Below are 20,494 nucleotides of genomic sequence, written 5' to 3' on the forward strand. Positions count from 1 at the left end.
TAACAATATAAATATATTGACCATTTTGGGGTGGGCATCTAGCATCAAGTTAACTGAAAGCTCGGCGCAGGGAGAATAGAGTTGCCCGCACCTCTCACCGATACTGACATCGAATTTCTTGTGAGTTCTTACGAGCGGATGTACCGCATCCGTCAGTTCGAGCAGTCTGCGCTTGATCTTAGCACCAGCAAGGAAGCTCTTATCGCGGGGTCGGTGCATCTGTGCGCCGGTCAGGAAGCGGTGCCTGTCGGTGCAATGGCCGCACTCGGCCCGTGTGATCGCGTTATCGCAACTTATAGAGGTCATGGCTGGGCGTTAGAAACGGGCGTTCCCGCCCAAGAATTTTTTGCTGAGCTTTGCCACCGTAAGGCAGGTGTGAATGGTGGACGAAGTGGCTCTGCCCTGGTCACCGCGCCGAATCAGCGTTTTATCGGTGAAAACTCTATAGTCGGTGCGGGCGGGCCGATTGCCTGTGGCATCGCCCTGGCGGCAAAGATGGAGGGCGCGGACCGCGTCTGCCTTGTGACATTCGGTGACGGGGCCACCAGCCAGGGCGCTCTGCATGAGGCTTTCGTCTTCGCCGCCGCCTATAAGCTTCCCGTGATCTTCGTCTGTGAAAACAATGGTTGGTCAGAGATGACCCCGACGCTTTCAATCACGGGGCTCGACCGTCTGGCCCGGCGCGCGAATGGCTATGGCATGGCATCCGCCACGATTGACGGCACCGACCCGATGGCGGTCAAGGACAGCATTGCCCTTGCGCGGGCGGCTGTGCTTGGCGGCAAGGGGCCTGCGCTGATCGAATGCCGGGTGCCGCGGCTCTGGGGGCATTACAACCGCGATATCGAGCATTACCGGCCGAAATCCGACCGTGAAGACAGCCGCGCCCGCGATCCGCTGGCGCTGCTGGAGGCCCGGCTCTGCGCTCTCGGTGCCAGCAGCGCGGAAGAGCTGGCGATTCTGCGGGGGCGGCTCGACCGTGACTGGAGCGCGGTTCTGGACACTGTGAAAGCCATGCCGCTGCCCGATGCCGCCTCTGCCGCAGATCATGTTGTGGCACCGATCCCCGCCGCCCCGTCCGCGCCGGATCAGCAGGGGGAGAGCCGCGAGATCACCTATATCCAGGCTGTGAATGAGGCCCTGAAGCGCGAGCTGACCGAGCACTCCGAAGTGATGGTTTTTGGCGAAGATGTCGGCCATGCAGGGGGGATCTTCGGTGCAACCCGCTATCTGCAAAGGGATTTTGGCGCGGAGAGGGTCTTTGACACCCCGATTGCCGAAGCCGCGATTCTGGGGTCGGCGGTCGGGCTGGCGCTCGAAGGCAAGCGGCCTGTGGTGGAAATCATGTGGGCCGATTTCCTGCTGGTGGCGCTGGATCAGATCATAAATCAGGCCGCGAATATCCGCTATCTGACGCGCGGCACCCGGACTGCGCCGATTGTCGTGCGCGTTCAGCAGGGCGCGACGCCCGGCTCCACCGCGCAGCATTCACAATCGCTGGAGGCGATGCTGGCCCATGTGCCGGGCCTGCGGGTGGGGCTGCCGTCGACAGCCGATGACGCCTATCACATGCTGCGCGCCGCAATACATGGCGCGGATCCGACCGTCATCATCGAATCCCGTGCCCTTTATCAGCGTACAGGGACGGTCTGGCCGGATGCTGCGCGTCAGGCCACCGCAGGGGCGACCCTGCGCCGCGCGGGGACGAGCGTGACCCTGCTCGGCTGGGGCGCAGTCATGCCCGCGGTCGAGGCTGCCGCCGATGCCCTGGCCGAGAATTGCATCGACGTTTCTGTTCTGGATCTGCGCTGGCTGTCACCGGTGGACTGGGGTCAGCTCTGCGCCACCGTTTCCGCAACGGGCGGTCGCGTCGTGGTGGTGCATGAGGCCAATTTGACCGGCGGTTTCGGCGCGGAAATCGTCGCCGGGCTGGCGGAACGGCTGGGACCAGGGGCGCTCTCTTTCCGCCGGGTCGCGACGCCGGATGTGCGGATGCCGGCTTCGCCGGTCCTTCAGGCCGCGCTGCTGCCCGATGCGGCAAAGATCATGGCCGCCGCGAAGGATCTTCTGCAGTCGAATCTCCTGCCCCAGAACGAGGAATATGTCTGATGACCGGCAGCAAAGAGAAAAGCGGACGTCTCCAGATCAACTCCGTGGTGCGCGGGGTCAATATCCTGACCGCCATCGCGCGCAGCGATCAGGGGCTGAGCGTGCGCGAAATTGCCGAGGCCATTGGGGTTGAGCGGCAGACGGCCTATCATCTGGTACATACGCTTGAAGATACAGGATTTATTGCTCGCGATGATCAGCGTAATTACCGCCTTGGCCTGCGGGTCGGGGCGCTCGCCGAGGCTTTTGGCCGACAGTTTTCTGCCCCTGATTATATGCTACCGCTGGTGCGCGGTTTGGCCACGGAAACCGGCGAGACCTGCTATGTCGTCGGCTGGTGGCAGGGCGAGATCGTGATCATCGAGGTGGCCGCTGGTGCCAATGCGATCCGCGCAGCCGAGATGCCGCATGGCCAGTATCTGCATGCCCATGCGCGGGCAGCGGGCAAGGTGCTACTCGCTTATGCGGCCACGGCCCGCATGGCGGAATATCTGCTTAATCATCAGCCGCTGGCAAAGCTGACCGAGAATACCATGACCGATTTCAAATCCCTCCAGGCCGAATTCACCCGTATCCGGGCCGAGGGCATCGGTTATGACAATGAGGAATTCGCCCGCGGTACTTCCTGCATGGCGATGCCGCTGGAAGCTGGCACCGCCCCCTATGCTCTGGCCTTGTCCGCACCAACCGAGCGCTTTCATGCCTTCCGTGAAACCTACCAGCAGAAACTGGCCGCGCTGGTTCAGCGCAACTGAGAGACAGATCCCATGACCATCACGCTTTTTGATTGTAAGGATGTCGCCGCCGCTTTCGGGAATTACGCGCATGGCGTGGTCATTCCGCCAAGTGCCGTCACCATCCATCTGGCCGGTCAGGTCGGGGTGCGCCCGGATGGCACGATCCCCGGTGATGCGGGAGAACAGACCCGCATCATCTTCGAGAATTTCAGGATTATCCTAGAAAGCCGGGGCTTTGCTTTCAGCGACATCGTCAAAATGAACTACTTTGTTGTCGAGGCTGAAGATCTCCCTGCAATCCGTGCGGTGCGCGACAGTCTGATCCCCGCGCCCTTTCCAGCGGCCTCTCTGGTGTTGGTCAAGGCGCTCGGGCGGCCAGAATGGAAACTCGAGATCGAATGTATTGCGGCCCGGACCGGGGCGGAATGATGCGCAATTCTCTGGCCCATACCGATCTGAACTGCCTGCTGCATCCCCAGACCGACCCCGCCGCGCTGGTGGCGCAGGGGCCGCTGATCCTCGAAAGTGGCGATGGCGTTTTTGTCACTGACAGCAGCGGGCGCAGCTATCTGGAGGGGATGTCCAGCCTCTGGTGTGCTTCCCTTGGCTTCAATGAGCCGCGTCTGGCCCGCGCGGCGGCTGATCAGATCAGCCGCCTTGGTACTTACCACACTTTTAACCGGCGCTCGAATCCGGCGGTGATCGAACTGGCGGAGCGGCTTCTGGCGTTGTCTCCGATGCCGGATGGCAAGGCGTTGTTCGCCAATTCCGGCTCGGAAGCGGTCGATACGATGATCAAGCTGGCCTGGCTCTACCATAGCGGGCGCGGTGCGCCAGAAAGGCGCAAGATCATCAGCCGCCGCCGCGCCTATCATGGCAGCACCGTTCTCGGGGCGACGCTCAGCGGGCTGCCCTCGATGCGTGGTGCCTTTGCCTGGCCGGATCCGGGCGTGATTTTTGCCGAGGCGCCCCATTTCTACACCTGCGCAGAAGCGGGCGAGAGCGAGGAGGCCTTCGTCGACCGACTGGTGGCCGAAGTCGCGGCTCTCATCGCCGCCGAGGGGGCTGGCAGCATTGCGGCCATGATCGCAGAACCGGTCATGGGGGCGGGCGGCGTCATAATCCCCCCTTCCGGCTATTTCCCGAAACTGGCGGAGCTGCTGCGCGAGAAAGGTATCTTGCTGCTCAGCGATGAGGTGATCTGTGGCTTCGGACGCACCGGTGAATGGTTCGGCTGCCAGACCTTCGGCTTTCGGCCCGATATGATGAGCGTCGCCAAGGCGCTGTCTTCGGGATATCAGCCGATCGGGGCAACCTTGCTGACCGCGGAGATCCACGATGTGGTCAGCGCCGAAGCCAGCCGTCTGGGCGTGCTTGGCCACGGCTTCACCTATGCCGGGCATCCCGTCACCAGCGCGGTCGCGCTTGAGACGCTGAAGATCTACGAGGAAATGGATCTGCTGGCACAGGTTCGGGCGCGGGCACCGGCCTTTCTTGACCATATCAACGCGCTGGCTGGGCATCCGCTTGTGGGCGAGGCCCGCGCTGTCGGCCTGATCGGTGCAGTGGAACTGGTTGCGGATCGCGCCACGCGCCGACCCTTCGCGTCAGAAGCCGGTATCGGCGCGCGTCTGGTCACGCTGGCACTGGATCAAGGTCTGATTGTTCGCAATCTGGGCGACGCCATAGCCATTTGCCCGCCGCTGATCGTCACGACAGCCGAACTGGAGCTACTTTTCAACCGCCTGCGACAGGCGCTGGATGCTCTGGCCCTTGAAACCGCCGCGAGCCAGGTGGAGGACCGGCATGATCAGTGACATTCTTGATCTCGATGCGACAGCGCAGGCTGCGGCCGTCGCGAAGGGCGATGTCAGCGCGGCAGAGCTGGCCCGCGCCGCGATTGCGAGGATCGAGGCCGGGGAGCCCGTGCTCAATGCGGTGACGCAGCGCTTTTTCGATCAGGCGCTCGATATGGCATCAGCCGATCTGCCGCCGGGGCCGTTTCGCGGCGTGCCCTTTCTGGTGAAGGACTTTTACTGCCATATGGCGGGAACCCCGACCACCGGCAGCGCAAAGCTGCTGGAGCACAACTTGATCGACCATGACAGCGCACTGATGGCTCGCTATCGCCAGGCGGGGTTTGTGACGCTCGGCAAGACCAATGTGCCGGAAATGGTCACCATGGGCACGACCGAGCCGGTCTGGCGCGGCCCCACGCGTAACCCCTGGAATACCGGTCATACGCCGGGCGGGTCTTCGGGTGGCTCGGCGGCGGCGGTCGCGGCGGGATATGTCGCGGTGGCCCATGCCAATGATGGCGCCGGATCCATCCGCATCCCGGCCTCATGCTGCGGTCTCTTCGGGCTGAAGCCTTCGCGGGCCCGGGTCACGCTCGGGCCGGATGTTGGCGAGGCCATCGGTGGCATCACGGCGGAACATGTGGTTTCGCGATCCGTGCGGGACAGTGCGGCGGTGCTCGACGCCACCGCCGGAGCCCTGCCGGGAGACCCCTATATCGCCCCCGAGCCGCCGGAAGGCTTCCTTGCCGCCATCGCCAGACCGCGCAAGGGGCTGCGGATCGGCCTGACGCTCGATGCGCCGGACGGCACCAGCGCCGCGCCGGAATGTCAAGCTGCGGCTCTGCGGGCGGCGGTGCTCTTGCGTGATCTTGGTCATCAGGTCGAGGAGGTCACGTTGCCCTTCGACGGCGCCGCCTTCCGCGCGGCGCTCTCCACCTTCTGGCCGATGACCGTGACCCGGGGCCTCAGCGCGATTGCGGAGGCCCGGGACGCGGACCCCGAAGTTCTGTTGCGCGAGCTTGAGCCCTTTAACCAGCATCTCTTCGCTCTTGGGATCTCGCGCCGGGCGGTAGATTACATCCGGGATCTTGTGATCTTTCAGGGAATGGCGCGGGCCATGGGGCAGTTCTTTGCCACACAGGATATCTGGCTTTCGCCGGTCCTGCCCTTCACGCCGCCCCGGCTTGGCTATTTTGATGCGGGTGTCCTGGGCGGGGAAACGGCCTGGAACCGGGTGCTCGACTCCTTCATGTTCACTGCGCCCGCCAATGTCACCGGCCTGCCTTCTGCCAGCTTGCCGATGACCGTGTCGAATGAGGGGCTTCCCATAGGCATCCAGTTGACGGCGAAGCTGAATGACGAAGCGCTCATCTTCAACCTCGCAGCGCAGCTTGAAGCCGCAAACCCCTGGGCGATGCCTAGGCACAAGATCTAAGCAAAAACCAAACACAACAGGGAGTTACAACATGGGTCATCGCATCCATCGGAGAGGCATGCTTAAAGGGTCGGCCTGGCTGGCCGGGGCTGCCGCAGTCTTGTCGGGCGCGAATGCCGCCCGGGCAGAGGCCTCGGGCGAGCCGGTCCCCATTGGTCAGGCTGCGCCGCTGACCGATTTCGCCGCCGCTGACGGCGTGGAATTCCGCAACGGGCTGATCATGGCCTGCGACGAGATCAACGCGCTTGGCGGCATTCTTGGCCGCCCGCTGGAGCCGCATTTCGAAGACACGAAACAGATGGGCGACGCAACCAATGTGCAGGCCGTGCAGCGCCTGATCGACCGCTACGGCGTTCATGCCGTGATCAACGGCTATAATACCGGATCGGGGTCTGCAGTGCAGGACGCTATTGCGGATGCCGGCATCATCTATATGCACAATGACACCTCCAGTGGGCATGGGGTGCTGATCGGCTCTGACCCGGAGCGCTATTTCGGTTCCTTCCAGACCGATCCGTCGGAAACATGGTATGGCTCGGGCCTGCTGAAGTTTCTATCCTCCCTGACCGATGGCGGAACATTCGCGCCCGCCAACCGCAAACTGGCGATCATTCTTTCAGCGGGGACCTATTCCTCGAACATTGCCAATGTGGTGCGAGAGGGCGCGGCGGAGCTTGGCTGGGAGGTCAGCCTCTATGAGACTGTAAATGTGCCGATTTCGGAATGGGGGCCAACGCTGTCCAAGCTGCGCCAGGACCCGCCCGGCGTGATCGTGGTCACGCACTATTTCCCGGCTGATTTGGCGCAGTTCATGGTTCAGTTCATGACCAATCCGACGCCGAGCCTGATCTATATGCAATATGGCCCCTCGGTGAAATCCTTCCGCGACATCGCCGGACCGGCCGCCGCAGGGGTAGTCTTCTCGACCGTGATCGGCGCGCTGCAGGACGAGATCGGCCTTGATTTCGAAGCCCGCTACAAGGCGCGTTTTGGCGATGACGCGGGGCATAATTCCGGGGTCCAGTCCTATAATGCGGCTTGGATCTGGGCGGCTGCGGCGGCACTCGCCGGTGGCTCCGGTGCCCCGGGGGAGGAGGAGCAGAACCGCAAAGTGGCCGAACGCATCCGGGCGATGATTCACCGTGGCCCGAACGGCACGACACGTTTCATGCCCGGCGAGCAGGCTGCGGCCTCTTATCCGGGCGGCACGGATGATCCTTCGCTTGGGATGCCACATCAGTTCCTGCAGATCCAGGACCATACTGCAGAGCCGGTCCTGATCGCCCCTTGGCCCTATGCAAAGGCCGGTTTCATCACGCCGCCCTGGATCAGGGGGTGAGAATGTTTCAGGTCAGGGAAACACCTCTCCTGTCCTGCCGGAATGTCACGAAGAAGTTTGGCTCGCTGGCTGCTGTCAGCGAGTTGAGCTTCGACCTTGCCGCCGGTGAGGTCCTTGGCATCGGGGGGCCGAATGGGGCAGGAAAAACCACGCTTTTCGAGATGATCTCCGGGCAGACCGCTGTCACATCCGGCACGATTGCGCTTGAGGGCCGCGATATCACCGGGCTGTCGCCTGTCGGGCGCTGCCATGCCGGACTGGCCCGGGTGTTTCAGCTAAATACCGGTTTCGACAGTCTGAGCGTGCGCGAGAACGTGCTGGTCGCGGCCTATTACGGCAGGGCCCCGCGCCGGATCCCCGGCTTTCGGGTGCCCTCAGAGGTCAGCGACCAGGTGCAGGATGCGCTGTGCCGCGTGGGCCTCGAGGCAAGCGCGGATCGCGCGGCGGCCAAGCTTCCGGTGATCGACCGCAAGCTGCTGATGATCGCCGGAGCGCTGGCGATGTCACCGAAACTCCTCTTGTTGGATGAACCCGTCGGCGGGCTGACACAGCGCGAGATCGACCAGGTGGCCGATGTCGTGGGCCAGGTGGCGGCGGATGGGGTGACGGTCGTTCTGATCGAACATGTCATGCGCTTTCTGGTGCAGCTGTCCACCCGTGTGATGATCCTGCACCATGGCAGGAAGCTTTACGAGGGCGATGCGGCGGGTATTTCCCGCGACCCGGATGTGGTCGAGGTCTATCTTGGCCAGAGCGCCGGCAAGGATGTCGCGCGCCTCGCCGCAGACCGGACGGAGGCGCGCCATGCCGGATGAACTTGTGATCTCGCATCTGACCGCCGGCTATGGCCATCAGTCTGTCCTCCAGGATCTGAGCTTGCGGGCAGAGGCGGGCCGGCTGACCGCCCTTATCGGGCCCAATGGCCATGGCAAGACCACGCTCTTAAGAGCGATTTCCGGGCTGATCCGGCCGAAGTCCGGTGAAATCCGCCTCGGGGCGGAACGGATTTCCGGGCTGGGCGCCGAAACCATCGTCGCGCGCGGGATTGTCCATGTGCCACAGGGCGATTTGCTCTTTCCCGATATGACGGTTCTGGAAAACCTGCGCATGGGCGCCTTTCTACCTGCGGCCGCCAGGCAGGAAAAATCCGTGCTGGAGGAGGTCTTCACCCTCCTTCCGAAATTGCGCGACCGTCAGAGCCAGATTGCGCGCACTTTGTCGGGCGGCGAGCGGCGGATGGTTGGCATCGGGCGCGGGCTGATGGCCTCGGGGCGGGTGCTGATGCTGGATGAGCCCTCGCTGGGGCTGGCCCCCATCGTCATTGAGCAGATTTACGAAGTCATCGCGGGTCTGCGCCGCGCCGGGCGCAGCATTCTCCTCGTCGAGGAAAACGCCATGCGGGCCGCTGTCATCGCCGATCAGGTGCATCTGCTGGACCATGGCACTCTCGCCTGGAGCGGCACCGGCGCTGAGCTTTCGGGCCGATCCGAGCTTCTTGAAACCTATCTGGGGGTATGAGCGATGGATGTTCTTTTACAGATTCTCGCCTCGGGCCTGACGCTGGGCGCGGTCTATGCGATTTCCACGGTTGGGCTGGCGCTGGTCTTCGGCGCGATGAATATGCTGAATATGAGCCATGGCGCGCTTATGGCTCTGGGCGGCTATATGGCCTGGTTCATGGTGACCGGTTTCGGCCTGCCGCCGGTTGCCGGAATGCTCGCGGCGGTGCTGGTCTGTGCGGCGGTGGGGGTGCTGATCTATCTGCTGATCGCAAAGCCCATGCTGCAGTCCGAGGGGTTCGAGACCCGCATCTTCATCGCGACCATCGGGTTTGGCGCCATGCTGGAGAGCGTAATCCTGATGGCCTTCGGGCCGCAGCCAAAGCCGCAACCGTTAGCGGTGCAGGGCGGGTTCTCCCTCGCAGGGGTGCATCTGCCGATCCAAAATCTGCTGATCCTTGTGCTGTCGATGCTGCTGATGGCCGCGCTGGCGCTGCTTTTGCAAAAGAGCCGGATCGGCAGGGCGATCCGCGCCACAGCGCAGAACCGTGATGCCGCGCGGCTGATGGGGGTGCGGATTGGTGTGGTCTATGCGCTGGTGCTGGGAATTTCCGGCGGGCTTGCCGCGATTTCCGGAATCACCGTGTCATCGCTGTCCAGCCTCCTGCCGAATATGGGGGGTGATCCGATGCTGAAAGCCTTCATCATCTGCGTGGTCGCCGGGCTTGGCAGGGTGCCTGGCAGTGTGATCGCTGCCCTGTTCATCGGTCTCTTCGAGGCAGTGGTGCAATATACAATCGGGGTTCGCTTCAGCTTTGCGCTTTTGCTTCTTCTCGTCATCGTGGTGCTGATCTGGAAGCCTCAGGGCGTGTTCGGGCGCCAACAGGGGGTTCGTCTATGACTGCCATGCGTCGTGATCTTCTTCTTTGCGGCCTCTTCGCCTGTGTTGCGCTTTTCTGGCCTATGATTTCTGGGATGCGTTACTCGATAACCCAGACCACCTTTTTCTTTATTTGGGCCACGGTGGTGGTGCAGTGGAATCTGGTCTTCGGGATCGGCGGGATCTTCTCGCTGGCCCAGGTCGCGATCTTTGCCATCGGCGCCTATGTGACCGCGATGCTTGGCTATTACCTCGGTACATCTATGCTGCTGGCAATGCCTGCAGGCGCGGTTGTGGCAGTGGTCGCGAGTATCATCCTCGGCATCGCCTGCCTGAGGCTCTACGGCCCCTATGTCGCGCTGCTGACGATCTGCGTTTCGCAGGTCCTCTATGTGCTGATCGTGAATGATACCGATTGTTTTACCAATCCGCCGGCGGGCTGTATGCCGCTGATGGGCGGGGTGCGCGGCTTTTCCCGCTTTGGCGATCTGGGGTTTCGCGACTGGCTGGGCGCGGGCTTCTATGTCGGCAACTACTATGTTGGGCTTTTGTTGCTGAGCGCCGCGATCCTCTTCTCGATCATGATCATCCACAGTCCTATGGGGCTCGCCTTCCGGGCCTTGCGCGACAACCCGGTCTATGCCGCTGCCCGGGGCGTTGACCGCTTCCGCTATCAACTCTGGATCTTCGGTCTCTCGGCCTTCTTTACCGGCCTTGCCGGTGCCTTCTATGCGGTCAATACGGGCGTGGTCGGCCCGGTGGTGTTTTCCTTCCAGCACCTGCTCTTTTTGCTATCGATGATCATCGTGGGCGGAATAGGCACGGTCTGGGGGCCGGTGATTGGCGCGGCCGTGCTGATGCTGGCGGATGAGGCTATGCGCGAACTTGGGGACTTCCGCGATATCGGCATGGGGCTGATCCTCGTTGCCTGTGTCGTGTTGATGCCCAGGGGCCTGACCGGCCTGTTCCACGACATCTCGACACGTCTTGCAAAGTCATCTGGGACCGAAGGAGAGAAATCATGTCAGCGCTGAAGCCCGTGACCATGACAGAGCAGCTCCGCCAGCTGCGCAGCGGTGAGACGACTGCAGAGGCCATGATGACCCGCGCGATCCGGCGGGCCGGAGATTTAGGTCATCTCAATGCCTTTTTGACCGTTGAGCCTGACCTGGCGCTGCAACAAGCCCGAGCCGTCGATAGGGCGAGAACAGAGGGGGCGCAGATGCCAATACTGGCGGGACTTCCGATCGGTGTGAAGGATAACATCGATGTCGAAGGATGGGTCACTAGCGGTGCCACACCCGCATTGGCCCAGCTGCGTGCAAAGGCGACGGCGCCGGTTTTGCAGAAGCTGCTTCAGTCTCAGGCAGTTCTGCTAGGTAAAACCAATCTGCACGAACTGGCTTTCGGAGTCACGAATACCAACTTTACCCCTATACCGGCGGTCCGAAATCCGCATGATCCGGCCCGGATTAGCGGGGGTTCCTCGGGTGGTACAGCTGCCGCTATTGCGGCGGGTATTGTCTCTGCCGGGCTTGGAACAGATACCTCTGGTTCTGTTCGCATACCTGCCGCGCTTTGCGGTATCGCGGGCCTTCGGCCATCGGTCGGCGCGGGAGGCACTGAACGCAGATATTCCTCGCAGGGGGTTCTGCCAATCAGTCACACCAACGATACGCCCGGCCCGATGGCGGTGTCTGTCGAAGATTTGGCGCTTCTGGACGCTGTAATAACTGGAACTGATCCGGTCACTGCCAAATCGCTCAAAGGCGTGCGCTTGGGCGTCCCCGATTGTTTCTGGATCGACCTTGATCCTGATGTTGAACGTGTCTGCCGTGAGCTATGTGGCAAGCTCGCGAAGGCGGGGGCTGAGCTGGTTTCTGTTAGCCTGCCTAGGCTCCGTGATGTATGGCGGCAGGTATCCGCGCCGGTTGTGCTGCATGAGCCGCGCGAAGATATTCCCGTTTGGCTCGCTGCAAATGGCCGATCAGACATCTCTATCATGGATATTTTTCGTCAGATTGTGAACCCTGATGTGCGAGCCGCTTTTGAGGTTGTAACCTCGGAAAGCTCTGACAAAAATTATCGTGATGCAATTCAAAATTATCGTCCTGAGCTGTGCCGGATTTATGATGGAGCGTTTCAAAAAAATGGCCTCGCGGCTTTGATTTTTCCAACGGTTCCAATTCCAGCAACATATATCGACATCGAAAGCGCGTTCGGAAAAGTAAAGATAAACGGTGAAGATCGGGAGATTTTTGATACGCTTGTTCGAAATACTGATCCGGGTGCTAACGCTGGATTGCCGGGATTGAGTATTCCTGTTGGATGGACGCAGAGTGGTTTGCCGGTTGGAATTGAAATTGACGGGCCGGTTGGTTCGGATCGGGATGTTCTCGGAATTGGAGTTTCAATCGAGCGTGAAATTTCAAATCAAGTGTAAGTCTGTCGGTTATTTTAATGTGAATTTTTGGTAAAAAACTCAAGGGTGTGGCGCTGAGTGTGCGGCATGACGCATGAATTGTTTGTCATGAATTTAATTTCAAGAGATGCGGCCAAAATAATTATATTACTATCAAGGGATACGTGATGATAGTGTGGGCCGAGTATGGTTTCGGAAATCGATGATGAGATATCCTCCGGGGCTGGTTCGCAGAAGTGGCCCGGTCCCGGACTACCTTTCGATCTTCGCGCCTTGCGTTATGCAATTGCTGCTGCGGAACATCTGAGTTTTAGGTCATGTTGACAAATGGCGGACCCAAAGGCGTATCGGCGTGATATCGATGAAGCCCAGGAAGCTCTCCGCAGTCTTGTCGTAACGGGTGGCAACGCGGCGGGCGTTCTTAAGCTTGTTGAAGCACCGTTCGACAAGGTTTCGAAGACGATACAAGGACCGGTCGACGGCAATGCGTTTTTTTCGTGATTTGCGCATGGGGATGACGGGCAAGACATCGCGTTTTCCCATGGATTTCCGAATGCTGTCAGCATCATAGCCTCGGTCGGCCAGCAGAACACTTGGTGTCGGCAGATTGTCGGCCATGCCCAGATCGAAGCCGAGATAGTCGGAGGTTTGCCCCGCGGTGATCTCCGTCCTCATAGGCAGCCCTGCTGCGTTGACGAGGAGGTGGATCTTGGTCGTGAAGCCACCACGCGAACGGCCAAAACCCTGTCGCGGAGTCCCCCTTTAGCGCCCGCTGCCTGATGATGGGCGCGGACCACGGTGCTATCGATCATTTGCAGTGCATGCGGGACCGCGGCACGATTGAACTGGTCGGCATGGGCAGTATCGAAAACTCGTCGCGGGTGATCGTGGATGGCGCGCTTGATCTTGAAAACAAGGGCAACGAAATCGCGTTCTGGGGGGTGTCGGATGCCTATAATGATGCGAAGATCCGCAATCTGGCCGGGTCGGGTTCGGTCTTTATCTATGATAGCGATCTAGTGCTGACTGCGGCACAGGACACGTTCAGCGGGACTATCAGTTCTGTCGACAGCGAGGGGAGGCACCTTAAAGGCGGCCTGACGGTTCAGGGCGGTGTGCAGACGCTGTCGGGTGCGAATGTCTATTTCGGCGCGACCAAGGTCGACGCCGGTGCTGGGCTGGTCCTGACCTCGACAGGAAGCCTTGCAAGCGACGTGCTGGTTTCCGGTGGCTTCGTCAACGATGGCGATGTCGCGGGTGATACCATCGTGCAGGATGGCGGTATGACCGGCGGTTCCGGCAGCTATAGCGCGCTGACGGTCCTGGGCGGCGGCACGGTGGCCACCAATGGCAAGACGCCCCTGACGGTCGGAAGCGAATTTACCCAGAAGGCCGGCTCTACGCTTGTCTTCGCGCCGGTCGAGAACGGCATCCAGCCCGCTATCGCTGTCGGGGGGCGGGCCGTGATCGAAGACGGGGCAAGCATCACGCTGGACCGCGTTACGACCGGTCGGCTGGCGGTGGGGCGCGAATATGCGCTGGTTACCGCTGCGGGTGGCCTTGTCGGCAACTATGGCAGCCTGACCGGCGATCTGGTCACCGATGCGCCTTTCCTGTCCTTCGCGCTGGACAAGACTTCTTCCGGCGTCGCGCTGGGGGTTGAACGGTCCGATATCGTCTTTGCCGAGGTTGCGCACAGCGCCAACCAGATTGCCGTCGCCAACGAGCTGGAGGCGCTTGGCAGCGGCAATGAGTTGCATGACGAGGTTGCCTATATGACCGCTGCCGAGGCTTCGGATCTGCCTGCGGCCTTTGATTCGCTCTCGGGTGAAATCCATACCGCGATGCTGGGGGCAGTGGCCGAGGAAAGACACTTCCTGCGCGATGCGGTGAACGGGCGCTTGCGGGCCGCCTTTGGCACGGTTGGCGCATACAAAGGGGGCGTGCAGGCCCTGACCGCATATGGGCCTGTCTCTGCCGAGGCGACCACCGACGGCCCGGTCTATTGGGGCCACGCCTTCGGCGGCCGGGGTGAGGCCGATGGCGACGGCAATGCGGCACGTCGTGACAGCCGGACCAACGGTGTGGTTTTGGGCTATGACGCGCCGGTTCAAAACTGGCGTCTGGGTGGCGTTCTGGCGATGAGCGACAGCTCCTATGGGTTGGACGGCCGTGCCTCGTCGGGTTCGGGCCGGGGTATCCACCTCGGGGTCTATGCCGGCACGCAATGGGGGCAGACCGCGCTGCGCAGCGGGCTTGTCTATTCGACGCTTCGGCTGAAGGCGAACCGCAGCACCAGCCTTGGCACGATCAACGAAAGGCTGTCGTCCAAATATAACGGGCATGTCTGGCAGGCCTTTGCCGAGGTCGGCCACCGGCTCGACCATGGCACGATGGCGCTGGAACCCTATGCCGGGCTTGCCCATGTCTGGATGCGCACCGACAGTTTCGCCGAAAACGGCGGTGAAACGGCGCTTGCCGGTGCGGAAGGCAAGATGGACACGACCTTCGCCACAATCGGGGTGCGCGCGGCCACGACCATCGAGGCGGCGACCCACAAACTGACCGTCAGTAGCGGCATCGGCTGGCGTCACGCCTTTGGCGACGCGCGCCCGGAGCTGGCGATGGCCTTTGCAGGGGGCACGGGCTTCAACGTGGCGGCGGCGCCGATTGCCCGCAATGCGGCGGTGCTGGATATGGGGGTCGATATGGAACTTGGCCGCAATACCAATCTGAGGCTGGACTATCAGGGCCAGCTTGCCACGGATGCGCGCGAGCATCGGCTGGGCGCCACTCTCGGCATGCAGTTCTGACGCCGTGTCTGAATACCAAGGAGAAAGCAATGGCATCTGGTTACATAACTATCAGAGGGGGGCTGTACTCCCTCCCTCTGGCCGCTTTGCTGGCCGGTCTGTCCGCCCTGCCGGTTTTTGCGACGGAAAAACACGCGCTGGGATTTGATGTCGCCATCAGCCTGTCGTCCAAAGCCGAAGCCGCGCTCAAGTCCACCCATGAGGGGATCTCGTTGTCGGCCACTTATTATGGCGAACCCCATCCCGGTGATGAGAAACACACCAACGCAATGGGGATGGTAGATCTGGGAGCCGAGGATATCAATCTTCCAGACGGTGCGCGGACGGTTCATGTGACCGGTAAAACGGTCAGCGCCGATCGACTGCGGCTGATCAGTGGCGGGCCGATGGTGAACGTCAATCTCTTTTCCTCGCGCAAAAGCCATGATGACAATATTTTGGCCTGCGATTTCATCGACGGTGCCGTTTCCAGCTTGAGGTCCGGGCCGGTGTATCTGCGTTGCGGCCTGATCACGGAAAACCCGGAAACCGAGGTCAAGCCATGACTCCGGCAGGCAGAGATGAAACGGGGCGGAACATGCACCGAGGCAACCGACAGTTCCTTCAATAGTAATAACAGGAGACAATAATATTATGCGCAACTGGCTTCTTGTTCTGCTGCTTGCAATTGGCCCTTTGGCGGCCTGCGACGATTCCGGGTCTGATGGATATACCGGCGGTCATGGTGTCGGCCTTCTGGTGGACGATCCCGATGATCCCAATAACTGGCCGCTCTGTTCGGATGGTGCGCGGCATCCGGATTGCAGCTACGCGCCGCTCGGCTATTGACGAAACCTGCGTATACGCCGTCGCCATGAGTGGCGGCGTATCGCGGCAGTCGTCGCGGTGCGGGGTGAATACATCAAGCGATTAAAGGAGACGGCATGCCCGGGGCATATTTCACGCAACAATGGAACGGTGTGGGAATGGCACTAGGGGCGCTTATACGGAGCACCCGGACTGAAGGCTGCGTAATTCTTCGGGGCCGGTCGGTTCTGGTCTGCGCCGTATCCGGTCTGGCTCTGATGACCTTTTCCTTTTCAGCCGGCGCTGATCCGGTTCAGCCCATCGGGATTCCGCTGAAGCATGTGCCGTCGGATGACGACGCAACGGATTTCAATTCACTTGGCATAATGGTCGGAGTTAATGACGCGCATCCGCGGCTTTATCAGTTTGATACCGGCTCTGATTTGTTTGTCGGGCAGTTTGATGAGGCCATGTCCGATGTGCAGCCGCTGGCGGGGCACAAGCCCGATCTGTATGCCTATGGTGACGGCTCTTATGGCTATTGGATGCAGGAAATCCAGTTCGGAAGCATTGCCTACTATGATCCGGACGCGCCGGATAAACCCGTGGCGGTCATACCCGGCAAACATGTTGCCGGGCGTATCATCGACTGGGTCTACAGTCAGGGTAGCGACGGTTACAAAAATCACAAGGTATCGGCCACGCCGATCGGGCACAGTGACGGGGTCGCGTATTACGCCGATATGGAGGTGCGTGACCGCATAATACATGATCAGCCAAGCGATCACCCACCATTTTACGGCACATTCGGCGCGGGAAATTTTACAGACGACAAAACCTATATTTCGGCCCCCGCCAGTCAGACAAAAACTGGCTATGTCATAGCCGCCAATGCGAATATGGGGGATAGTAAGACGCCGGGTCGTGCGCCCTGTCTTTCCCTGCATCTCACCCCGCAGATACGTGCGCAATTCACGGCGCTGATGCCGTGGGGAAAGCTGGACTATGAATTTTCCATGCGGCAGTTCCCCGGTTCCGGCGCAAACGCTTCGAATGTGCATGACGGGAACTACCGCTATACAATATCTGTTCCGGTTGGGAAAAAGAAGCGGGCCATTGACTTCCGTGGGCCCATTCTCTTTGATACAGGAACACCTGAATTCATTTATGTTGATTCCGATGGGATGCTGGCGAAATTCCGGTCTAAAGGTTATCGACTTGAAAAATATGGCGATGATACCGTTGATATCAAGTTCTATGGCTTTGACGATAAGCTGAACGATCTGGAATATGACGATGTTGATATCAGCCGGTTGTCCGATGAGGGCAGCGGGAATTCTCTGACCATCGGGTTGCCTTTTTTTCAGTCGAACTCGATGATGTTCGATCTGGAAAACCGCATAACCGCCTTTACGCCTTATTTCGTCACTGCCAGCGGTTTTTCAACTGACGCCGGTGTGAATATTCCACATCTCGGTGTTGTCAACGGGGATGTCGGCAGCGTTGGATGGGTTGGCCTGGCCGGCAATCTGTCCGGGCAGGGTGATTTCACGATCGAAAAAGATTCGAATGTGCGCATGACCGCCATCAACACCTATACCGGAGCAACACGCATTGCCAAAGATGGTTATCTGCATCTGGCCGGGCTTGGCAGTATCGAGAAATCTGCGCATGTTTTCAACGAAGGAAATTTATTTATCGACCAGAAGGGCGCTTACATGACGCAATGGGGTGTGGATAAATCCTTCGGTGACGCCGTTATTCGCGATATTTCGGGTGGTGGTGACATTGTTCTTGGCTCCAGGCGCCTGGTCGTGACGGCAGCAACAGGGACGATAGGCGGTTCGATTACCGACTATGATGACAATGGCAAAAATCTCGGCGGCGGGCTGGTGCTTGCCGGAGGTAAACTGACCATTGCGGGCGACAATGATTATTCCGGCCTGACGGAAGTGGCCAGCGGCGCCGAAATGCACGTCACCGGCCAGCTTGCCGGCGATGTCTCGGTCCACGGGAAGTTGAGCGTGGACGGGCAGGTGTCCGGCACGGTGACGGTCCACGAAGGGGGCGAGCTTTCCGGGAATGGCGCGATCAGCGCTGTCCACCGGGTAAGCCGCTGAACTCGTCGTCGAGCGCCTCGGCCATGGCCGCCAGCCATTTCGGGCTGCATTCTGCATGCCGGTGATGGCGGCCGCCGACACGGTTCGGATTCGATCCTGTTAGCTGTTTGATCCAGTGGTTTGCAGGTGAACCTGAAGCGGCGCCGATGCCAAGCGAGAATACAGAAGAGTTCGAGCGGGTTCTCACCCAGCACTGAGCCGGCTCAGTGCTGGGTGAGAAACAACAGCCGGATTCACTACGACTAAATCACACAGCGCATCGAAGCTCAGGTAGGTTGCGGCGGTTGCGCGCCCCCGCAACAAAAAATACACGTAAGATCAAAGACTTCAAAGCCGAGCATAACGCTCGGCTTTAGTCGTTTGGATTTCTTGTCAACACCTGGTCAACGTTTTGCGAGCCCCCTTCGACGGGGCGGATAATCGTCGCCGGAGCCATCCGTCACTTCGGAACATCATCCCGAAACCTGTCCATCTGGTGCATTCGCTCGTGCAGGATCGTCACGATGCCGACGTCCCCGTTCGACAGACGCCGCCAGTACACGAAATGATGCGCGTGCCGGAAGTAGAAGCCTTCGACCCCAAACTCGGCCGGGATGGGGCGTGAAACAACGCCATGGCGTTCGATCTGGTCGAACGCCGCGAAGAGGTCGGTGATGTACCGATCCGCCTGCTCGGCGCCCCACCGGTCGCGCGTGTATCTGTAGATCTCGTCAAGCCGCAGCGATGCGGCCTCCTGGACGCGAATGGCCACGTGGTCAGCCCCGGTTCCGGGCGATGACCTCGGCCGCCGTCAACGGGCGATAGCTCTCCTCCGGAGCAGCGAAGGCGCGTGTCAGCTCAGCCTTCAGGCGATCAAACGCCTCCCGCTCTGCCCGCTCCTTGTCGCGTCGGATCAGGTCGCGGACGTATTCGCTGATGTTCTCGTAGGCCCCGTTCTCTCCGACGTTCGACGCCACGAACTCGCTCAGTGCGCCGCTGATGCGGACTGTCATGGTCGTGGTCTGGGACATGGTGGCCTCCATCTGCTTGTCTTCAAGATAAACAAGGATGAACACGTAGGCAAGGCACGCCATGTAGCCAATCTCCGCATCACCTGCGGAGATTGACATTTCTAATCTCCGCAAGTGAGCTCGGCTACGCTATCAAAATCGCCGCGCTGCGGCTATCAACCGATTGAAGCAGCCTGCTCCGGAAGGCCCCAGACAGCGCGAGCGAGCGTAACAAGTGAACGCTGACGCTGATGAACGGCCCCTTCATTCCAAGTGGAGTACGGCTCGACCGAGGCGACCGCCCGGTCAATGCGAGTGTTCGCACCGACCTTTGAGCGGGGCGAGCTATCGCGAGATCGCCGGCGCGATCTACGGCGCAGACCGGGTCCGCGCAGAGGCCTGGAAGACTTCCGCGCTGCGTGACGCGGTCATGGGCTTCGTCAGGGATGCCCGCGCCATGATCGGGGGCGGTTATCGCCGCCTGCTGCGGCGGCGACGGCGGAAGTAGCTGTCGGGACTGTCGGGACGGTGGCCTTCCAATCCTTCGCGCAACGTCGCAAGGTCTGCCCCGAACCAGATGCCCGCCTCAATTCCGCTTCCCGAGAACGATCATGACCAATACGCCGGATTTGCTACGACTGATCGCGACAGTCTTCATCGCGGTGACCTGCGTGGTCATCGGAGATACGGCGGGCAAACTGCTGACCGGCGGCGGGGTGGATCCCTTTATCGTGGCATGGTCGCGGTTCCTCCTGGCCGCGCTGATGCTGCTTCCGTTCAGCGGATTGACCCGGCAGGAACTGCCGGCCTTGCTGGACTGGCGCGTTCTGCTGAGGGCGGGATTCATCGTTTGCGGGATCTGCTGCATCCTGACGGCCCTGAAGACGGAACCGATCGCCAATGTCTTCGGAGCCTTCTTCGTCGGCCCGGTCGTGTCCTATGTCCTGGCGATCCTGTTTCTGGGCGAGCGGCCATCGGCGCAGAGAAGTCTCCTGCTGGGACTTGGCTTCGCCGGCGTGATGCTTGTGGTGAAACCCGGTTTCGGCAGCTCCGCCGGCATGGCTTTCGCCCTGGCGGCGGGAACATTCTACGGCGCCTATCTGGTCATGACCCGCACCCTGGCGGGAGCCTTCCGGCCGCGCTTCCTGCTGATCTCGCAACTGCTGATCGGAGCCGTGGTCCTGACGCCCTTCGGCCTGCAATCCGATTTTCCCGTGCCGGACATGCTCCTGCTTGCGCTTCTTCTGGTCAGCGCCGTCGGCTCGGCCCTGGGCAACTTCCTGCTGGTGATGGCCAGCAGGAAGGCCGAGGCCAGTCTGATCGCGCCCCTGGTCTACAGCCAGCTGATTTCGGCCACGGCACTCGGGATTGTCGTCTTCGGCGATTGGCCCGATCTCGTATCACTGGCGGGGCTGGTGCTGATCGCGATCTCGGGGCTGGGCTCGCTGCTGGTTCACCAGCGTGCGGGCAGGGGGCGCCTATCGACCCCGCCTTACCCACGTACGCCGTGATGTCGCTGGACGTCTGGAACCGTCGGCATGGAACCTCGGTAATCCTGCGACGGCG

Annotated in this window: 19 protein-coding genes and 1 pseudogene; 17 read left to right on the plus strand and 3 right to left on the minus strand. The window is 60.9% G+C overall.

Annotation, left to right across the window (positions count from 1 at the left end):
• The first annotated feature begins 81 nt into the window (after positions 1-81).
• Genes BLT64_RS13040 through iaaH form a run of 11 tightly spaced genes read left to right on the plus strand, consistent with a single transcriptional unit; the run spans position 82 to position 12,241 of the window.
• The gene (locus BLT64_RS13040) at positions 82-2,109 is read left to right on the plus strand and encodes an alpha-ketoacid dehydrogenase subunit alpha/beta (RefSeq protein ID WP_197025571.1); all 2,028 of its coding nucleotides are present in this window, start codon (positions 82-84) and stop codon (positions 2,107-2,109) included.
• Positions 2,109-2,864: an IclR family transcriptional regulator gene (locus tag BLT64_RS13045; protein ID WP_011749318.1), complete on the plus strand. Its 756-nt coding sequence runs from the start codon at positions 2,109-2,111 to the stop codon at positions 2,862-2,864. Before BLT64_RS13040 ends, BLT64_RS13045 begins: the two co-directional genes overlap by 1 nt.
• A gap of 12 nt (positions 2,865-2,876) precedes the next feature.
• On the plus strand, positions 2,877-3,275 hold the full coding sequence (locus BLT64_RS13050) for a RidA family protein (protein ID WP_011749319.1): 399 nt from the start codon (positions 2,877-2,879) through the stop codon (positions 3,273-3,275).
• The gene (locus tag BLT64_RS13055) at positions 3,272-4,663 is read left to right on the plus strand and encodes an aminotransferase (RefSeq protein WP_011749320.1); all 1,392 of its coding nucleotides are present in this window, start codon (positions 3,272-3,274) and stop codon (positions 4,661-4,663) included. Before BLT64_RS13050 ends, BLT64_RS13055 begins: the two co-directional genes overlap by 4 nt.
• Positions 4,653-6,080 carry an amidase gene (locus tag BLT64_RS13060; RefSeq protein ID WP_011749321.1) on the plus strand — a complete coding sequence of 476 codons (1,428 nt, stop codon included), beginning with the start codon at positions 4,653-4,655 and terminating at the stop codon, positions 6,078-6,080. Before BLT64_RS13055 ends, BLT64_RS13060 begins: the two co-directional genes overlap by 11 nt.
• Before the next feature lie 31 nt (positions 6,081-6,111).
• Entirely contained in the window at positions 6,112-7,419 is a 1,308-nt protein-coding gene (locus BLT64_RS13065) for an ABC transporter substrate-binding protein (RefSeq protein WP_128493035.1), read from the plus strand.
• A 2-nt stretch (positions 7,420-7,421) separates the two neighbouring features.
• Positions 7,422-8,234, plus strand: a complete 813-nt coding sequence (locus tag BLT64_RS13070; RefSeq protein ID WP_011749323.1) for an ABC transporter ATP-binding protein — start codon at positions 7,422-7,424, stop codon at positions 8,232-8,234.
• Positions 8,235-8,238: 4 nt separating this feature from the next.
• A complete protein-coding gene (locus tag BLT64_RS13075; RefSeq protein WP_197029419.1) occupies positions 8,239-8,937 on the plus strand; it encodes an ABC transporter ATP-binding protein in 699 nt (232 codons plus the stop codon).
• A 3-nt stretch (positions 8,938-8,940) separates the two neighbouring features.
• Positions 8,941-9,819 carry a branched-chain amino acid ABC transporter permease gene (locus tag BLT64_RS13080; RefSeq protein ID WP_011749325.1) on the plus strand — a complete coding sequence of 293 codons (879 nt, stop codon included), beginning with the start codon at positions 8,941-8,943 and terminating at the stop codon, positions 9,817-9,819.
• The gene (locus BLT64_RS13085; protein WP_011749326.1) at positions 9,816-10,832 is read left to right on the plus strand and encodes a branched-chain amino acid ABC transporter permease; all 1,017 of its coding nucleotides are present in this window, start codon (positions 9,816-9,818) and stop codon (positions 10,830-10,832) included. Before BLT64_RS13080 ends, BLT64_RS13085 begins: the two co-directional genes overlap by 4 nt.
• Positions 10,820-12,241, plus strand: coding sequence for an indoleacetamide hydrolase (iaaH, locus tag BLT64_RS13090; protein WP_011749327.1), 1,422 nt, complete (start codon positions 10,820-10,822; stop codon positions 12,239-12,241). The genes BLT64_RS13085 and iaaH overlap by 13 nt, the downstream gene beginning before the upstream one ends.
• A 294-nt stretch (positions 12,242-12,535) precedes the next feature.
• Here the strand turns inward: iaaH and BLT64_RS13095 are convergent.
• A pseudogene (locus tag BLT64_RS13095) lies at positions 12,536-13,050 on the minus strand (IS5 family transposase); the annotation flags it as partial.
• 24 nt (positions 13,051-13,074) lie between these two features.
• Here BLT64_RS13095 and BLT64_RS13105 point away from each other — a divergent pair.
• The 4 genes from BLT64_RS13105 (at position 13,075) to BLT64_RS26400 (ending at position 17,939) form a co-directional block, all read left to right on the plus strand.
• Entirely contained in the window at positions 13,075-15,033 is a 1,959-nt protein-coding gene (locus BLT64_RS13105; protein ID WP_157137446.1) for an autotransporter family protein, read from the plus strand.
• A 29-nt stretch (positions 15,034-15,062) separates the two neighbouring features.
• Positions 15,063-15,578 (plus strand): hypothetical protein, encoded by a 516-nt coding sequence (locus BLT64_RS13110; protein WP_011749330.1) that lies wholly within the window; start codon positions 15,063-15,065, stop codon positions 15,576-15,578.
• Positions 15,579-15,666: 88 nt separating this feature from the next.
• The gene (locus tag BLT64_RS13115) at positions 15,667-15,861 is read left to right on the plus strand and encodes a hypothetical protein (protein ID WP_036764897.1); all 195 of its coding nucleotides are present in this window, start codon (positions 15,667-15,669) and stop codon (positions 15,859-15,861) included.
• Between the two features lie 95 nt (positions 15,862-15,956).
• A complete protein-coding gene (locus tag BLT64_RS26400; protein ID WP_011749332.1) occupies positions 15,957-17,939 on the plus strand; it encodes a hypothetical protein in 1,983 nt (660 codons plus the stop codon).
• Positions 17,940-18,378: 439 nt separating this feature from the next.
• Here the strand turns inward: BLT64_RS26400 and BLT64_RS13130 are convergent, their stop codons facing one another.
• The gene (locus tag BLT64_RS13130; RefSeq protein ID WP_011749333.1) at positions 18,379-18,690 is read right to left on the minus strand and encodes a type II toxin-antitoxin system RelE/ParE family toxin; all 312 of its coding nucleotides are present in this window, start codon (positions 18,688-18,690) and stop codon (positions 18,379-18,381) included.
• A 4-nt stretch (positions 18,691-18,694) separates the two neighbouring features.
• Positions 18,695-18,949, minus strand: coding sequence for a ribbon-helix-helix domain-containing protein (locus BLT64_RS13135; RefSeq protein WP_024844905.1), 255 nt, complete (start codon positions 18,947-18,949; stop codon positions 18,695-18,697).
• Positions 18,950-19,163: 214 nt separating this feature from the next.
• Here BLT64_RS13135 and BLT64_RS27385 point away from each other — a divergent pair, with 214 nt between their 5' ends.
• Positions 19,164-19,436 (plus strand): DUF2285 domain-containing protein, encoded by a 273-nt coding sequence (locus BLT64_RS27385; RefSeq protein ID WP_231000905.1) that lies wholly within the window; start codon positions 19,164-19,166, stop codon positions 19,434-19,436.
• Positions 19,437-19,539: 103 nt separating this feature from the next.
• Complete coding sequence (locus BLT64_RS13145) at positions 19,540-20,439, plus strand: DMT family transporter (RefSeq protein ID WP_011749336.1); 900 nt, start codon at positions 19,540-19,542, stop codon at positions 20,437-20,439.
• Positions 20,440-20,494 lie beyond the last annotated feature (55 nt).

Origin of the sequence: Paracoccus denitrificans (genome assembly GCF_900100045.1) — a bacterium.
Taxonomy (GTDB): Bacteria; Pseudomonadota; Alphaproteobacteria; order Rhodobacterales; family Rhodobacteraceae; genus Paracoccus; species Paracoccus denitrificans.